We start from the raw sequence: 15,968 nt of genomic DNA, 5'->3' as shown, positions 1-15,968 counted from the left end.
CTAATTTTCGTTATTTTAAATTTGGAATAATTTATTCTAAATAATACAAGGATCGCGCATGTCTGTGATGCATAAAATCGTCAGCCGCCGCACTCAACTCTCTCGTAGTGAATTACAAATCGCCGATTGGATCATCGCTCATCCAGAAAAAGCCGCGCTCGCCACCAGCCAAGCATTGGCCGAACACGCAAAAGTCAGCCAATCGAGCATTGTCAAATTTACCCAGAAAATTGGCTTTAGGGGCTACAGTGAGTTTAAGTTAGCGCTGGCCGAAGAGCTTGGCCGTAAATTGGCGTTTCAGACCACGCCATTGCACAGCAATATTCTGGCTGACGACCCACTGGCGGTGATCGCGCAAAAATTGGTGCAAGCGAAAACAGAGGCGATGTTTCACACCACCAACGCGCTTTCATTTCCCCACTTCAACCAAGCGGTACAGTGGATAAACCTCGCCAACCGCGTGCAAATTATCGGTATCGGCGGCTCTGCGCTCACCGCAAAAGATTTGGCTTTTAAGCTCCTGAAATTAGGCATCACAGCGCTCACAGAACAAGATAGCCACGTACAAATCGCCACCGCACGCACGCTGGGTTCGCAAGATGTTCAAATTGTGATTTCATTTTCAGGAGAGAGAAAAGAGATTTTGATTGCCGCCGAAGCGGCCAAGCAGCAAGGAGCAAGCGTTATCGCGCTCACCTCTCCGAAGAAAAATCGATTACGTGAATTAGCCGATCTCTCTTTTGATACGATTGCCGATGAAAGTGAACATCGCAGCTCATCCATCGCCTCTCGCACCGCGCAGAACGTTCTAACCGACCTGTTGTTTATTACTCTTGTACAGCAAAGAGACGAGTCGGCGCGTCAATTGATCCAAGACATTTCATCTGATATTCGTCAAATCTTTTAACGGAACTAATCGCTCTCTTCAATGCAGTGCATGCGATGAAAAACGCGATGAATGATCGGTGCAAATAGGGTAGCCAATGAAACGAAAAAGACCGTTTCGATAAATAAGCTGTAAAAGGCTAAAAAGAGATGCAAGCTCGGCGCAAGATGCAGATTGATTATCGGGTAGGGAAGTTCGAGACCACTGACCATCGAAAGCGCATTCAACCACGCTTGCGCCGCTGGGAGATCAGCTAGGTAGACAAAACCCACCACTCCGGGGATGAGGCCAGTCAACAGCAGTAACGCAGCGATCGCTGCATAGCGTAAGCAGCGCCATGTAAAACGCTCAACGGAGATAACTTCTTGATGAATCGATTCAAATTTCACGCCAGCCTCCTTGATGTTTGCCTCATCATAAGCAATGGCAGCTTAATAATGAAGGACCAAAAGGCGGATATGCAGAGTTGATCTACACGCTTAGAAACCTCGCGCGAATAATTGCGCAAGAAACGCCAACTCTTCTTGGCTCTCTTTGATGGCAAGTGCTTCAAGCCAAACCGACTCGCTGTAATGCTCGGCTTTGAGAAAAAGTAAGCAACCTTCAAAATCAATCAACCATGAGTGAATGTCCGCATCCCACTGTTTTTCTATCACTGTAGCCGAAAGCTGCTTGACCAAACGCTCGCCTAGTGCAGGAAAAGTATCGACATCAAAACGCGGTGTACTCAAGACGAGTCGCCCTTCATCTTGTAAATTGTGTGCTAAACCGAACTCAGCCATGGTGGGTTAAGTGCTCCTGAATCAGGTCTAAAAATGGGTCGGCGTATTTTTCAAGCTTGCGTTGCCCAACGCCGTTAACGGCCAACATTTCTCCGTACGAAGTGGGCAATATTTCCGCCATATCAATTAAGGTCGCATCGCTAAAGACCACGTAAGGCGGCAGGCCATCTTCATCAGCAATCGATTTACGCAATTTACGCAATTTGGCAAACAGTGGTTTGTCGTAGTTTTTGTTGGATAACTTATCTGATTTCGCCGCACGAGCGGCTGTGTCTAAGCGTGGAATAGCTAACTCTAATGGCATTTCTCCACGCAACAGCGGTCGCGCCTCTTCCGTCAACTGCAAGGTCGAATTGCGAGTAATGTTTTGCTGCAACAACCCTTTATGGATCAACTGACGGAAAATACTCACCCAATAATCATGGCTATGATCGCGACCAATGCCGTAAGTAGTGAGCTTGTCGTGGCCATTTTCACGAATACGGATATTTTGCATACCGCGCATCACTTCCACCACATAACCAATACCGAAACTTTGGTTGACGCGATAAACGCACGATAATGCTTTTTGCGCCTCTTGCGTGGCATCGAAATGCTTGGGTGGATCAAGGCAGATATCGCAGTTGCCGCAAGGTTTGTCTCGATATTCACCAAAATAATTGAGCAACACTTGGCGGCGACAAGTTTGTGCTTCAGCAAAAGCGCTCATCGCGCCCAACTTATGGCTTTCCACCTGCTTTTGTGGCCCTTCCGGCTTCTCATCTAACATTCGACGCAGCCAACTGATGTCAGCCGGATCATAGAGCATCATCGCTTCGGCTGGCAAACCGTCTCGCCCTGCGCGCCCGGTCTCTTGATAGTAAGATTCGATGTTGCGCGGAATATCAAAATGCACCACAAAACGCACGTTGGGTTTATTAATCCCCATTCCAAATGCGACGGTAGCAACCACTATCTGAATGTCATCACGCTGAAATGCTTCTTGCACATAAGCGCGCTCATCGGCGTCCATACCCGCATGGTAACTGGCTGCTCGTAAATGGTTGTTGCACAGTTTCTCTGTCAGCATTTCTACTTTTTTGCGACTGCCACAGTAAATGATGCCGCAATGTCCTCTTTGCGTATCAAGATAGCGGATCACCTGTGAAACCGGTTTGTGCTTTTCGACCAAGGTATAGCGGATATTAGGGCGATCAAAGCTGCCCAGATAGACATGCGGTTCTTGCAACTGCAAACGGTGCAAAATATCCACGCGCGTGGCGTCATCGGCCGTTGCCGTCAGTGCCATAAAAGGCACGTGTGAAAAATGCTGTTTAAGTTGGCCTAACGCCGCATACTCAGGGCGGAAATCGTGCCCCCATTGAGAAATACAGTGTGCTTCATCCACGGCAATCATCGCCAATGGCAACTGCTGCAAGCGTTCGATGAAATCGGGCATCAAAACGCGCTCAGGCGACGCGTAAATCAGCTTCAGTTGCCCCGCGTTCATTCGGTTATACACCGACATCAGCATCTCACGTGACATACTTGAATTAATACACTCAGCCGCGACACCGTTGGCTTTGAGCTGATCCACTTGGTCTTTCATCAACGAAATGAGCGGCGAGATGATTAAAGTGATGCCCTCTTTGACTAACGCAGGGATCTGATAACAGAGCGATTTTCCCCCACCCGTTGGCATGATAACTAAGCTATCTTGCCCCGCTAACGAAGCGTCAATCACCTCTTGCTGGCCGACACGAAACGACTGATAACCGAACACAGTCTGTAAAATACTGTGCGGTGTCTCAGGTTGAGGATCGGTTTGTTGAGCCATTAACGTTGCGGTCATGAAATTTCCAAGGGTAAACAAAAGGGGTAGAGCAACCGCTATACCGCAAAGCGTCTTATTGTAGTGGGGTTCGATGGTGAATAAAACCGCAAAATGTAGCGGTAAAGCGAATCACTTGATTCTCGGCCATTATTCGCCACTCAAACTCCCGAGTAGGCGGTTGATTAACAAAGCTGCAACTTACTTGAGGAACAGTATATACTGTCGAATCGTTTCGCTGGCTCAGCACTTCACTCCTTTGAGAATTCATCATGACCGCAGAAGAACAACAACGCTCCAGACAAGGCGTTTTACTCGCTATTGGTGCTTACACTATGTGGGGCATCGCACCGATCTATTTTAAAGCAATCAACAATGTTCCTGCACTTGAGATCCTCACTCATCGCGTAGTGTGGTCGTTTTTCTTGTTAGCAGCACTACTTCATTTTGGCCGCAACTGGCGTAGTGTACGCAGTGTGATTACTCATAAATCAAAGATGATCTATCTAATGACCACCGCTTGTCTGGTTGCGGTGAACTGGTTAATTTTCATCTGGGCGATCAATGCTAATCATATGTTAGATGCCAGTTTAGGCTATTACATTAACCCACTGCTCAATGTGGTGCTCGGCATGCTTTTTCTTGGTGAGCGATTACGCAAACTGCAGTGGGTCGCGGTAGCGCTAGCCACCATTGGTGTGGCCATTCAGTTAATTGTGTTTGGTTCGATTCCTGTGGTCGCCATCGCTTTGGCGACCACTTTTGGCTTGTATGGCTTACTGCGTAAAAAAGTGGCGGTTGATGCCCAAACAGGTTTGTTTATCGAAACCTTGGTAATGTTGCCCGCGGCGTTGATTTATCTGTTGTTTATCGCCAGCTCGCCAACTTCAGATATGGCGCTCAATCCGCTTAACCTCAACCTACTGCTGATCGCAGCTGGCGTCATCACGACCTTGCCTTTGCTTTGTTTCACAGGAGCAGCAACGCGTTTAAAACTTTCAACGCTGGGTTTCTTCCAATACATCGGCCCAAGCTTGATGTTTTTGCTCGCTGTCTTGGTTTACGGTGAAGCCTTCTCTAGTGATAAAGCCATTACTTTTGCCTTTATTTGGGCTGCATTGTTGCTGTTCAGTTTTGATGGTTTAAAAACAGGACGAACCGCGCGACGCGCTCAACGGGCATCCGTTTAATTAGGATTGTTTATTCCCCTCGTTCGTCAAAGCGATCGAGGGCTCTGTGATCATTTTTTACAAGACAGTGGCGACATGGCTGGCTAAGCTTGCATTATTCAACCCTAAATTTTGGTCTCTATGGATAAAGTGAGCTACAGCCAAACGGCCTATCCTGCGATCGGTCTGATTGATGCAGACTATCGTCAGTTTGCGTTTGATCGCCACTACCATCTTGATATTCATATTGGCCTTATCACTCAAGGAACGCAGCGCTTCTACCACCAAGGCGCTTGGCATCAGGTACAACGGGGCGGCGTAGTTCTGATGTCGCCAGATGAGCTGCACGATGGGCAAGCGCACAATGGCTCTGGCTACCAAGTGCAAGTGTTTGCTATTGAACCTACTTGGCTACAGCAAACCTTAGAAGCCAAGCAGATTGAACAAGTGCTGGGTTTTGAGCAGTTAATAGTCGATGACGCGCCACTTTTTTGCTCACTGCTGCAACTTCATCACACCATGAAGCAGGATAAGCTCAGTCAACTCGCTAAAGATTGCTTACCCTACCAAGGGTTCACACCTTTACTTGAACGCTATAGCCACTTGAAACTGCCGGAGGTTAAACCGCTTGGCCAGCGCAACCTCGCCACCCTGAAAGAGTGGGTACTCAGTCAACTCGACCAACCAATCCGCCTTGAGCAACTCGCTCAGCTTTGCCAGCTTTCACCCACTCAGTTTCAGCGCCATTTCAAGGCGCAAACGGGCATCACACCTTATGCGTGGTTATTGCGTTTACGTTTAGAGCAAGCGATGAAATTGTTGAAAACCGGCACCTCTAGCACTGAAGTCGCCTATCAAGTCGGTTTTTATGATCAAGCCCATTTCAGTAAGGCGTTCAAAGCAACCTTTGGCCTGCCACCCTCCGCCATCAATCGCACACTTTACTAACCAAACTGTCAGAAATTTACAAGGCAAGCACGTTTTCTCCACGCATACTCACCGTAAAACATGAGGAGAATACATGAACGAACTTTCCATATTGGCCACATTGGCTGGCGTACATTTTATGGCATTATTAAGCCCCGGCCCAGATGTGGCACTGGTGGTACAAAATGCCACCCGTTACGGTCGCAGAACCGGAGTTTTTATTGCGCTAGGGTTATCATGTGGCATTGTCATTCACTCATTGCTTAGCCTCACAGGGATAAGCTATTTGGTGCATCAACAACCCGCACTGTTTGCGATGGTGCAACTGGCCGGCGGGGGGTATTTATTCTATTTAGGCTTGGGCGCACTCAAATCCATCTACACCACCTGGCGATCGCCACAAGCTGTCGGAGTCAACAATGAGCGCTACAAGCTGATCGAAAATCAACGCCAAGCCTTTTCCCGCGGTTTTATCACCAATATTTTTAATCCAAAAGCTTTGGTCTTTTTTATCAGCTTAATGTCGAGTTTAGTGCCTGTGGGGATGTCCTTTTCAGGTAAAGGTATCGCCTTGCTGATTCTTTGGGGGCTCTCTTTTATGTGGTTCTCAACCTTGGCGTGGATGCTCTCCACCGCCCGCCTACAAAAACGTTTGCAATCACTCACTGTGTATATTGATGCGGTATGTGGCATCATTTTTACGCTCATCGGTGGACTTATTTTATTGCAAGCGCTGCTTAGCCTTAGCCATTGATGCAGCGATTCGCGCCCATTTTTGTGCGAGATCTCTTACAAACGAGTGAGCAAATATCGCTTTTTGAGTAGGAAAATCAACACTAAAAAACTTAACTAATTGATTTTAAATAAAATAACAACCAGCTAGAGAAACCCTTTGCGAAAAAAGCGTTTCTCTAGCATTGCCGATAAATTAGAGATGGGTAATATGAACCTTGTCGGAAGGATTCTGACACGGAACAGGAAAGCACCACGGATTGGTCATCTTCAGGATGAAGAGACGACTGCTCAGGATGAATGGTCGGCACGGAAAGCAAATTGGACATTGAATGGACGCAATAGTAGCTAGGATGGTTACTACTAAGGAAAGACAATGGACACCTCTGGACGAGGCAAGGACTGAACATCAGGATGATGTAAAGGACACCGCTCAAGGAACAAGTGAAGCGCGCTAACGTGGATGGTTAGCAGACTAGGAAGTCACCAAGGACACCGCTAGGAAGGCGAAGAACGGATTAAGCTGACGGAATTCAGCCACTATCATGGATTTGATGCATGGAGCACTTTCGTAGCTGGATTGCTGCAAGTAAGACTATAACCCCGCAGGGCGCAAGCCCTCGGGGTTTTTCTTTTGGATCGGATAAGTAGATGAGTTATCCAGCTTTCATATCTTGAACGGCTAGGTTAGGTATTTGGTTTAAACAACGCCATAAACACCCCTCCCGGCCTCCCCCTCAAAGAGGGAGGAGAACAATCCAACCATCTCAGCAAAGAAAAGTACCCTTTCTTTGTACAAGGAAGATCATAGTTTCTCTAGCTTGGCATAAGCAGTCACTAGCCATTTAATGCCTTCACCGTTAAAAGCGACTTGCACTCGACTTTGCGGGCCACTACCTTCGAAATTAATGATGGTGCCTTCACCAAAAATAGGGTGTTTCACGCGTGCGCCCAAGCTAAAGCCCGTCTCGTTAAAGTTCTCTTTGACCGCTGTTTGACTAAAACGCCCGGCACTGCTTGGTCGGCTCACTTGCGCTTTCATGCGCACTTCATCAAGGCAGTTTTCTGGCAGCTCACGGATAAAGCGTGACGGCTTATGGTATTTATCCTGACCGTATAAACGGCGAATTTCAGCGTAAGTAATGTAGAGCTTTTGCATGGCGCGCGTCATTCCGACGTAACACAAACGGCGCTCCTCTTCCAATCGCCCCGCTTCTTCGGCCGACATTTGGCTGGGGAACATGCCCTCTTCAACGCCAACCATAAACACCAACGGGAACTCTAACCCTTTCGCGCTGTGCAGTGTCATTAACTGTACGGCATCATCAAATTCGTCAGCCTGCCCTTCGCCCGCTTCCAGCGCTGCGTGGGTTAAAAAGGCCGTCAACATGCTCATCTCATCCGCTTCTTCTGGTTTTTCAAATTGGCGTGTTGCGGTGACTAGCTCTTCCAAGTTTTCAATTCTGGCTTTAGACTTTTCACCCTTTTCAAGCTGATACATCTCAAACAAACCTGAGGTTTTGATTACATGGTCGGTTTGACTGTGTAACGGCATCTCAGCGCTATCATCTTCAAGGGCATTGAGCAGCTCAATAAACCGGCTTAATGCGCTTGCCGCACGTCCTGTGAGCACTTTTTCTTCCAACAACACAAGGCTCGCTTGCCACAAGGTACAGCCGCGATCTCGCGCCGCAAAACGGATGGTTTCCAGCGTTTTATCACCCAAGCCACGCGGTGGCGTATTTACGACTCGCTCAAAGGCAGAATCATCATTGCGGTTAGACATCAAACGCAAGTAACTTAACGCATCTTTTATCTCTTGGCGCTCGAAGAAGCGCATGCCGCCGTAGATGCGATAGGGCAAGCCTGCTTGAATCAAGGCTTCTTCCAAAACACGAGATTGGGCGTTGTTGCGATAAAGCATCGCACAATCCTCTAATGCGCCACCTTTATCTCGCCACTCTTTGATTTTATTGACGGTAAAACGCGCCTCATCAAGATCGTTGTAGGCCGAATAGATAGAAATTGGCTCGCCTTCGCTGCCATCTGTCCAGAGCTCTTTACCCATTCGCTCGGTGTTGTTCGCGATCAGTGCGTTCGAGGCTTGCAAAATGGTTTTGGTTGAACGGTAGTTTTGCTCTAAACGAATGGTATTAACGCTCGGAAATTCCTGCGTGAATTTTTCGAGGTTTTCAATTTTGGCACCACGCCAGCCATAAATGGACTGATCATCATCACCGACGATCATCACGTGGCAATCGCGCCCAGCCATCATGCGCAGCCACGCGTATTGGATGTTATTGGTGTCTTGAAATTCGTCGACCAAGATGTGTTTAAAGCGCGCTTGATAATGTTCACGAATGTGCTGCTTATCACGCAACATCTCGTGGCAACGCAGCAAAATTTCGGCAAAATCAACCAAACCAGCGCGATCGCACGCCTCTTGGTACGCGGAATAAAGCTGCAAATAGGTTTGAGTCACGGGATCGCGGTATGCATCGATGTGCTTCGGACGAAGACCTTCATCTTTTTTACCGTTAATCCACCAGCACACCTGGCGCGTAGGCCACTGCTTCTCATCTAGGTTTTGTGCTTTGATTAAGCGACGCAGCAAACGCAGTTGATCTTCAGAATCGAGGATCTGAAAATCCTCAGGCAGGCGAGCGTCAAGATAGTGAGCGCGTAAAATACGGTGGCAAATACCGTGGAAGGTACCATTCCACATGCCCGATGCGCTGCCCATCATCAACTCTTCAATTCGGCCACGCATTTCCGCCGCCGCTTTGTTGGTAAAAGTCACCGACATGACTGAAAAAGGCGAGGCGTTTTCAACCGAGATAAGCCAAGCAATGCGATGCACCAATACTCGGGTTTTACCACTCCCCGCTCCGGCAAGCACCAGCAAGTTTTCTAAAGGCGCGGCAACCGCTTCGCGCTGTTTATCGTTGAGACCGTCGAGTAAGAGAGAAGGATCCATCATGGCTAAGCTACTGGTTATTTATACATAATTGCCCAGATTATAACCTCAAATCGCGGCAAGATGCTCGTCTCTATCACATTTTTCTGGGCATTCAAAAATGAAAAGCCCACCGCAAAGGTGGGCTAATTCGAGCTTCATCGCCTTTCAAGCGTGTGACTACGCGGCGATCCCCGCATGACGCAACAACGCATCAATTTGCGGCTCGCGGCCTCTAAAGCGTTTAAATAGCTCCATCGGCTCTTCACTACCACCCATTTCAAGGATGTTATTCAAGAAACTTTGCCCAGTCTGTGGGTTAAAAATCCCCTCTTCCTCAAAGCGAGAAAACGCATCCGCCGAAAGCACTTCTGCCCATAAGTAGCTGTAGTAACCTGCGCTGTAACCGCCAGCAAAGATGTGGCTAAAGCTGTGTGAGAAGCGGTTCCATTCAAGGCTTGGTAACACGGCCACTTTCTTTTTCACTTGGGCGAGAGTTTCCAACACTTGCGGGCCTACTTCGGGATCGTAAGTGGTGTGCAAGGTGAAATCGAACAAACCAAATTCAAGTTGGCGCAAAATAAACATCGCTGACTGGAAGTTTTTCGCCGCGAGCATTTTATCGAGCATTTCTTTCGGTAGCGGTTCACCCGTTTCGTAATGACCTGAAATAAACGCTAACGCCTCTTCTTCCCAGCACCAGTTTTCAAGGAACTGACTGGGCAGTTCAACCGCATCCCACGGTACACCGTTGATGCCAGATACCGCACCCACTTCAACTTGAGTCAACATGTGGTGGATCCCGTGTCCAAACTCATGGAACAAAGTGACCACTTCATCATGAGTAAATAACGCAGGTTTATCACCGATTGGGCGATTAAAGTTACAGGTCAAATAAGCCACTGGTGTTTGTAGCTCGCCATTTTGAGTGATACGGCGGCCACGGCAATCATCCATCCACGCGCCGCCACGCTTATGTTCGCGTGCATACAGGTCAAGATAGAAGCTGCCACGCAGTGCTCCTTTCGCATCAAAAATATCGAAAAAACGCACCGATGGATGCCAAGTATCAACCCCAGAGCGCTCTTTGACGCTCATGCCAAATACGCGGTTGAGTACTTCAAATAGGCCGCTCACCACTTTCGACTCTGGGAAATAAGGGCGCAGCTCTTCATCTGAAATATCAAACAAGTGCTGTTTCTGTTTTTCGCTGTAGTAAGCGATATCCCACAACTCTAGCGTGGTCACGCCAAACTCTTGCTGCGCAAATTGACGCAACTCTTCTACTTCACGCTCACCTTGCGGTTTCACTTTAGTGGCTAAATCATTTAAAAACCCTAACACTTGATCGGGCGTTTGCGCCATTTTAGTCGCCAGTGATTTTTCACTGTAGGTATTAAAGCCGAGCATACGAGCTATTTCATGACGCAGTTTGAGCTTCTCAGCGATGATTTCGCTGTTATCCCACTTGCCCGCATTTGGCCCGCGATCCGAGGCACGCGTGACATACGCTTCATAGAGCTCTTTGCGCAGAGCTTGGTTATCACAATAAGTCATCACTGGCAGATAAGAAGGAATGTCGAGCGTTAATAAATAACCATCGAGCTCTTTGGCTTGCGCCGCCGCTTGTGCAGCTGCTAACGCCGATTCTGGCATGCCCGCTAATTGATTGGCGTCGGTAATGTGCTTGGTCCAGCCCATCGTAGCATCCAGTACATTGTTAGAGAACTTAGAACCCAACTCAGATTGACGTTTACTGATCTCGCCGTACCGTTTTTGCTCTGCCAATGGCAAGCCGATACCCGATAGCTCAAAATCACGCAGTGCATCATTGATGGTTTTTTGCTGCGCTTGGGAGAGCGAGGAAAAAGTATCGCTGGCTTTCATGCTCTTATAGGCTTCAAACAGGCCTTTATGTTGCCCAACCCAAGTGCCATATTCAGACAGCAGCGGCAAACAGCTTTCGTACGCATCACGCAGTTCATCGCTATTGAGCACGGAATTAAGGTGGCTCACTGGCGACCAAATGCGGCTTAAGCGATCATCCACCTCTTCAATGGGTGCAATCAAGTTTTCCCACGTTGGGGTGCTATTTCCAGCAAGGCGTTTTTCAATTTCGGTGCGGCAATCTTCTATCGCTTTCTCAACCGCAGGCTTCACATGCTCTGGCTTAATGGCGGAAAACGGCGGTAAATCCGTGAAAGTGAGAAGTGGATTAGACATAAAACATTCCTTTTAAGTTAAGACGCGCCTGCACGTTGATGCATTTCTCTGCAACAGTCACTGATTGTTTCACGGCAACCGTCGATTTTGTTTATCTGAAATAGTAAATATAGGTAGGTTCAGCAATTTTCAATAGTGGCGTATAATCAGCCAATACGTTTGATTGATGAAACACACTCCATTTGGGGTGTTTTGAGAGCCTATTTTGCTAAGTTATCGCCACAGTTTTCACGCGGGCAACCACGCGGATGTATTAAAGCATATTGTACAAAGCCTTATCCTCAATGCATTACAGCAAAAAGAGAAGCCTTTTGTTTATCATGACACCCACTCTGGCGTGGGCCGTTATGACTTGACCCATGAATGGTCAGAAAAAACCGGTGAATATAAACAAGGGATTGCTCGTATTTGGCAACAAAATGTAACGCCACCCGCCATTCAAAGCTACCTTGAGGCAGTAAAAGCTCTCAATGAAAGCGAAGAGTTACGCTACTACCCCGGCTCACCACGTGTGGCGCGTGCTCATCTACGCGCACAGGATCGTATGGTGCTCACTGAATTGCATCCGAGCGATTACCCTTTGCTCGAGCAAGAGTTCCACCGAGATCGTCAGGTATCGATTTACAAAGAAGATGGTTTCCAACGCTTAATCGGTAGCCTGCCACCGAAAGAGCGTCGCGGCTTAGTGTTGATCGATCCCCCTTACGAATTGGCCAAAGAGTACAGCGATGTCGTAAGAGCCATTGCCCAAAGTTATAAGCGCTGGGCGACGGGTATCTACGCCATTTGGTATCCCGTAGTGAATCGCGACACCATTGATGACTTGCTTGAAGGGCTGGCAAGCCTCGGTATTCGCAAAATCTTACAAATTGAATTGGGCGTGTCGCCAGACACCCATGAACGTGGCATGACCGCTTCAGGCATGATAGTGATTAACCCACCGTGGACACTGGAAGGGCAAATGCAGGAAATTTTACCGTTTCTTCAGCAAGCGATTGCCCCGGTAACCGGTCATTTTAAAGTCGAATGGGTTGTACCAGAATAAACTGACCCAATCTATCAAAGAAGTAGAGAACCTTTTTCGCCTTGCTATGGTTGCCAACACCGTACAAAACCAAGGTCAAACAGGATGAAAAAAGAATAATGGAGAAAGTAATGACAACGCATTTTGATTATATCTGTATCGGTGGTGGCTCTGGTGGTATCGCTTCAGCGAACCGCGCGGCAATGTATGGTGCGAAAGTCGCACTGATTGAAGCCAAAGACCTTGGCGGCACTTGTGTCAACGTCGGTTGTGTTCCGAAAAAAGTGATGTGGCATGGCGCGCAAATTGCTGAAGCAATGCACCTTTATGCCAAAGATTACGGCTTCGATGTCGATGTCAAAGGATTGGATTGGTCAAAACTGATTGAGAGCCGCCAAGCGTATATTGGCCGTATTCATCAATCATACGACCGCGTATTGGGCAATAATAAAGTGGAAGTGATCCGCGGTTTTGCACGCTTCGTTGATGCAAAAACCGTAGAAGTAAACGGTGAACACTACACAGCAGACCATATTCTGATTGCCGTTGGCGGACGCCCAACGATTCCGGCGATTCCAGGGGCACAATACGGCATTGATTCCAATGGTTTCTTTGACTTGACCGAACAGCCTAAACGCGTCGCGGTTGTGGGCGCAGGTTATATTGCGGTTGAAATCGCGGGCGTACTCAACGCACTCGGCACTGAAACGCACCTTTACGTGCGCAAAGAATCACCACTGCGCAGCTTTGATCCCATGATCATCGAAACACTCACTGAAGTCATGGCGGCGGAAGGCCCAACATTACATACTCATTCAGTGCCAAAAGAAGTGATCAAAGAAGCCGATGGCAGCCTGACTCTACACCTTGAAAATGGCCAAAGCCAAAACGTTGATACGCTCATTTGGGCAATTGGCCGCCACCCAGCAACCGATGCGATAAACCTAGCAGCAACGGGTGTGGCAACCAATGCACAAGGCTATATTAAGGTTGATGAGTACCAGCGAACCAACGTCGCGGGCATCTACTGTGTCGGCGATATTATGGAAGGCGGTATCGAGCTCACACCTGTTGCCGTCAAAGCAGGCCGTCAACTTTCAGAGCGCCTGTTTAATGGCAAAACCGATGCGAAGATGGATTACAAACTAGTCCCGACCGTGGTCTTTAGCCATCCGCCAATCGGCACAATTGGCCTCACCACGCAAGAAGCCCAAGCGCAATATGGCGAAGAGAATGTCAAAGTATATACCTCTAGCTTCACGGCCATGTACACCGCCGTCACCTCTCACCGTCAACCATGCAAAATGAAACTAGTATGCGCTGGCCCTGAAGAAACCGTTGTTGGCCTACACGGCATCGGTTTTGCGGTTGATGAAATGATTCAAGGCTTTGGCGTAGCCATGAAAATGGGCGCAACCAAGGTCGATTTTGATTCAGTTGTGGCAATACACCCAACGGGTAGTGAAGAGTTTGTTACTATGCGATAGTCACCACCAAGTCAATTTATCTACAAAAAAAGGTCGACACATGTCGACCTTTTTTGTTTTAAATCAATATATTGAATGCAAAACAATCAAACAGTCTGTCATTTTATATAAATCCCACAAATAAGACAGTAGAATTCGCCAGCAAAGTTGCATAGAAACAGAACCAATATCACAATAACAATGAGATTTAAGATGAAAAGACTAAGTTTAATCGCAATGGCAGTGGCTACTGCGTTAGTAGGCTGTGGTGGTGATGACTCATCATCCAGTAGTAACACCAACAGTAACACAGCTCAAAAAGCAGAAAAACCAGTGATTGCGATTCCTGCACAAGGGAAATTTATCGATGCCACCATTGAAGGTCTTTACTATATCTCTGGTGAAAAACAAGACTTTACCAATGCCGATGGCCAATACGATATTGATACTAAGACTGCGAATATCACCTTTATTCTTGGTGGCAAAATTAATAATGGTGATGTCGACGGTTTAGTGATTGGTAATGTGTCATCACGCCACATCACCACGCCATTTGAAGCAGCGGGCACTTTCCAACGTTCAGTTAACCTAGCCCGACTCCTGCTGACCATTAATGACAATGCCAATGATCAATTGATCGTGATCCCAGATGCGATCAAATCTCCAGATGCCGCTATGGTTTCCGCACTGAAACGTATCACGTTGGACGATATCGATAATTCCTCAGCAACTTTGCTTGGGCTACTAGGAAAAACTGGAGCACTAGTCAGTGCAGAAAAAGCACAACAGCATTTAGGCGAATCACTGAGCGAACTCAAGCGCGGTTCTACTGACAAACTGACCCACTGGTCAAAAGGCTCGAATTGGGCATTTGTTGAACGCTCAGCGGATCAACGCGTTAGAAATACAGCAGGTAGTGAGTTTCAATGGGTGATTCATGCAGATCGTACTTTAGGTGATGAAGTATTTACTAAGACGGTCGGTTTAGCCGCAACCACATTTACTGCAGCGAATAATCACCTGTTAGTACACAAAGGTTCAAACGATAGTGGAATTTCAGGTGCTTTTGCTGCCCAATACCTCACTTGTGTGAAAGAGAACGGAACATTCTCTTGGTCTGGGAGCGAAGATAACAAGAAGCCGCTATGTAATGATACCGAGATCGCTGTTGCTCCAGAGCTCAACGATATAGCATCAGGAAATGGCCATTATCAACTATCTGTTACCGATCCCGTAGAAGTATCAACTGTAGACAAGACTTGGTCTTGGGCAGAAATGAAAGAAATGGGCGGCGCTTATGCCTGTATGGCAGACGCTAGCTGTAGTGAGCAAACGCTAACCAAGTTTGAAGTGGTTACACGTGATGACTCCGATGCACAAGATGGCTCACAAATGCAAAAAGAGACCATTTCAGGCAGTTATGACCCGATCACGGATGTGTATGTACAAACGCGCAGTAAAGAATACCTCAATGGGGAGTATATAGGCCGAGTCGAGGAAGCGATCAACTTCATCTACCCTGTTGAAGCAGTGGGCCAAGATCGCTATGTGGACTTTATCGGTACTTGGCGCTCAGTGATGACTCAACCAGGCTGTTCTGAAGTAGCCGTAGCGACTTATACCTTCGATGCCAAGGGTTTAACCACGACGGGTAAAGAGCTCAATGGCAATGGTAGTGGTTGCTCTCTTGCTGATTTGAATGAAACCGTTAGCTACCAAGAGCTCGCGAATATGGATTACTGGTGGTTTACCACCAAGGCAGTGGGCGCGTCAAAAGCAACATTGGATCAGCTCAACACCACCATCCGTTGGAATGACCGTGATGAAGGCGACACGGTAGATAACTTTAAGATCAACCGCTTTAGCTACATTCCAGCTGGCACAAACTGGGATCGCGGCGTATTAGTACGTGACACTCTAAATCGTGATGGCGATAAAGTGCATACTCAGACACTCAGAAAAATCAAGTAATAGTGTTTATTAGAAGTAGATC

12 protein-coding genes are annotated in these 15,968 nt (G+C 47.6%); 7 read left to right on the top strand and 5 right to left on the bottom strand.

Going from position 1 to position 15,968, the window contains the following annotated elements; translation table 11 throughout:
* Window positions 1-58 precede the first annotated feature (58 nt).
* Window positions 59-907 (top strand): MurR/RpiR family transcriptional regulator, encoded by an 849-nt coding sequence (locus AACT21_RS14860; RefSeq protein WP_094164138.1) that lies wholly within the window; start codon window positions 59-61, stop codon window positions 905-907.
* A gap of 5 nt (window positions 908-912) precedes the next feature.
* On the opposite strand, the gene AACT21_RS14855 is transcribed toward AACT21_RS14860, so the two are convergent.
* The 3 genes from AACT21_RS14855 to recQ form a co-directional block, all read right to left on the bottom strand.
* Entirely contained in the window at window positions 913-1,275 is a 363-nt protein-coding gene (locus AACT21_RS14855; protein WP_017043038.1) for a hypothetical protein, read from the bottom strand.
* A gap of 90 nt (window positions 1,276-1,365) precedes the next feature.
* Window positions 1,366-1,668, bottom strand: a complete 303-nt coding sequence (locus AACT21_RS14850) for a DUF3630 family protein (RefSeq protein WP_094164137.1) — start codon at window positions 1,666-1,668, stop codon at window positions 1,366-1,368.
* The gene (recQ, locus tag AACT21_RS14845; protein ID WP_094164136.1) at window positions 1,661-3,499 is read right to left on the bottom strand and encodes an ATP-dependent DNA helicase RecQ; all 1,839 of its coding nucleotides are present in this window, start codon (window positions 3,497-3,499) and stop codon (window positions 1,661-1,663) included. The genes AACT21_RS14850 and recQ overlap by 8 nt, the downstream gene beginning before the upstream one ends.
* Before the next feature lie 251 nt (window positions 3,500-3,750).
* Here recQ and rarD point away from each other — a divergent pair, with 251 nt between their 5' ends.
* From rarD to AACT21_RS14830, 3 genes are all read left to right on the top strand, one after another.
* Window positions 3,751-4,668: an EamA family transporter RarD gene (gene rarD / locus AACT21_RS14840; protein ID WP_013855691.1), complete on the top strand. Its 918-nt coding sequence runs from the start codon at window positions 3,751-3,753 to the stop codon at window positions 4,666-4,668.
* 120 nt (window positions 4,669-4,788) lie between these two features.
* Window positions 4,789-5,595, top strand: a complete 807-nt coding sequence (locus tag AACT21_RS14835; RefSeq protein ID WP_026028188.1) for an AraC family transcriptional regulator — start codon at window positions 4,789-4,791, stop codon at window positions 5,593-5,595.
* A 73-nt stretch (window positions 5,596-5,668) separates the two neighbouring features.
* A complete protein-coding gene (locus AACT21_RS14830) occupies window positions 5,669-6,328 on the top strand; it encodes a LysE family translocator (protein ID WP_069212055.1) in 660 nt (219 codons plus the stop codon).
* 783 nt (window positions 6,329-7,111) lie between these two features.
* Here AACT21_RS14830 and uvrD read toward each other — a convergent pair.
* Window positions 7,112-9,286, bottom strand: coding sequence for a DNA helicase II (gene uvrD, locus AACT21_RS14825; protein WP_094164135.1), 2,175 nt, complete (start codon window positions 9,284-9,286; stop codon window positions 7,112-7,114).
* A gap of 156 nt (window positions 9,287-9,442) precedes the next feature.
* Window positions 9,443-11,485 carry an oligopeptidase A gene (gene prlC / locus AACT21_RS14820; protein ID WP_094164134.1) on the bottom strand — a complete coding sequence of 681 codons (2,043 nt, stop codon included), beginning with the start codon at window positions 11,483-11,485 and terminating at the stop codon, window positions 9,443-9,445.
* A gap of 205 nt (window positions 11,486-11,690) precedes the next feature.
* Between prlC and AACT21_RS14815 the strand changes: the two genes are divergently transcribed.
* The 3 genes from AACT21_RS14815 (at window position 11,691) to AACT21_RS14805 (ending at window position 15,946) form a co-directional block, all read left to right on the top strand.
* Entirely contained in the window at window positions 11,691-12,530 is an 840-nt protein-coding gene (locus AACT21_RS14815; RefSeq protein WP_013855685.1) for a 23S rRNA (adenine(2030)-N(6))-methyltransferase RlmJ, read from the top strand.
* Window positions 12,531-12,640: 110 nt separating this feature from the next.
* Complete coding sequence (gene gorA, locus AACT21_RS14810; protein WP_176430205.1) at window positions 12,641-13,996, top strand: glutathione-disulfide reductase; 1,356 nt, start codon at window positions 12,641-12,643, stop codon at window positions 13,994-13,996.
* Window positions 13,997-14,188: 192 nt separating this feature from the next.
* On the top strand, window positions 14,189-15,946 hold the full coding sequence (locus tag AACT21_RS14805; protein ID WP_094164132.1) for a chromosome partitioning protein ParA: 1,758 nt from the start codon (window positions 14,189-14,191) through the stop codon (window positions 15,944-15,946).
* The last annotated feature ends 22 nt before the right edge of the window (window positions 15,947-15,968 follow it).

It is taken from the genome of Vibrio sp. V08_P9A1T1 (assembly GCF_963874405.1).
Classification (GTDB): Bacteria; Pseudomonadota; Gammaproteobacteria; order Enterobacterales; family Vibrionaceae; genus Vibrio; species Vibrio anguillarum.
The sequence above is the reverse complement of the archived record's forward strand: the minus strand, read 5'-3'. Positions and strand labels throughout refer to the sequence as shown.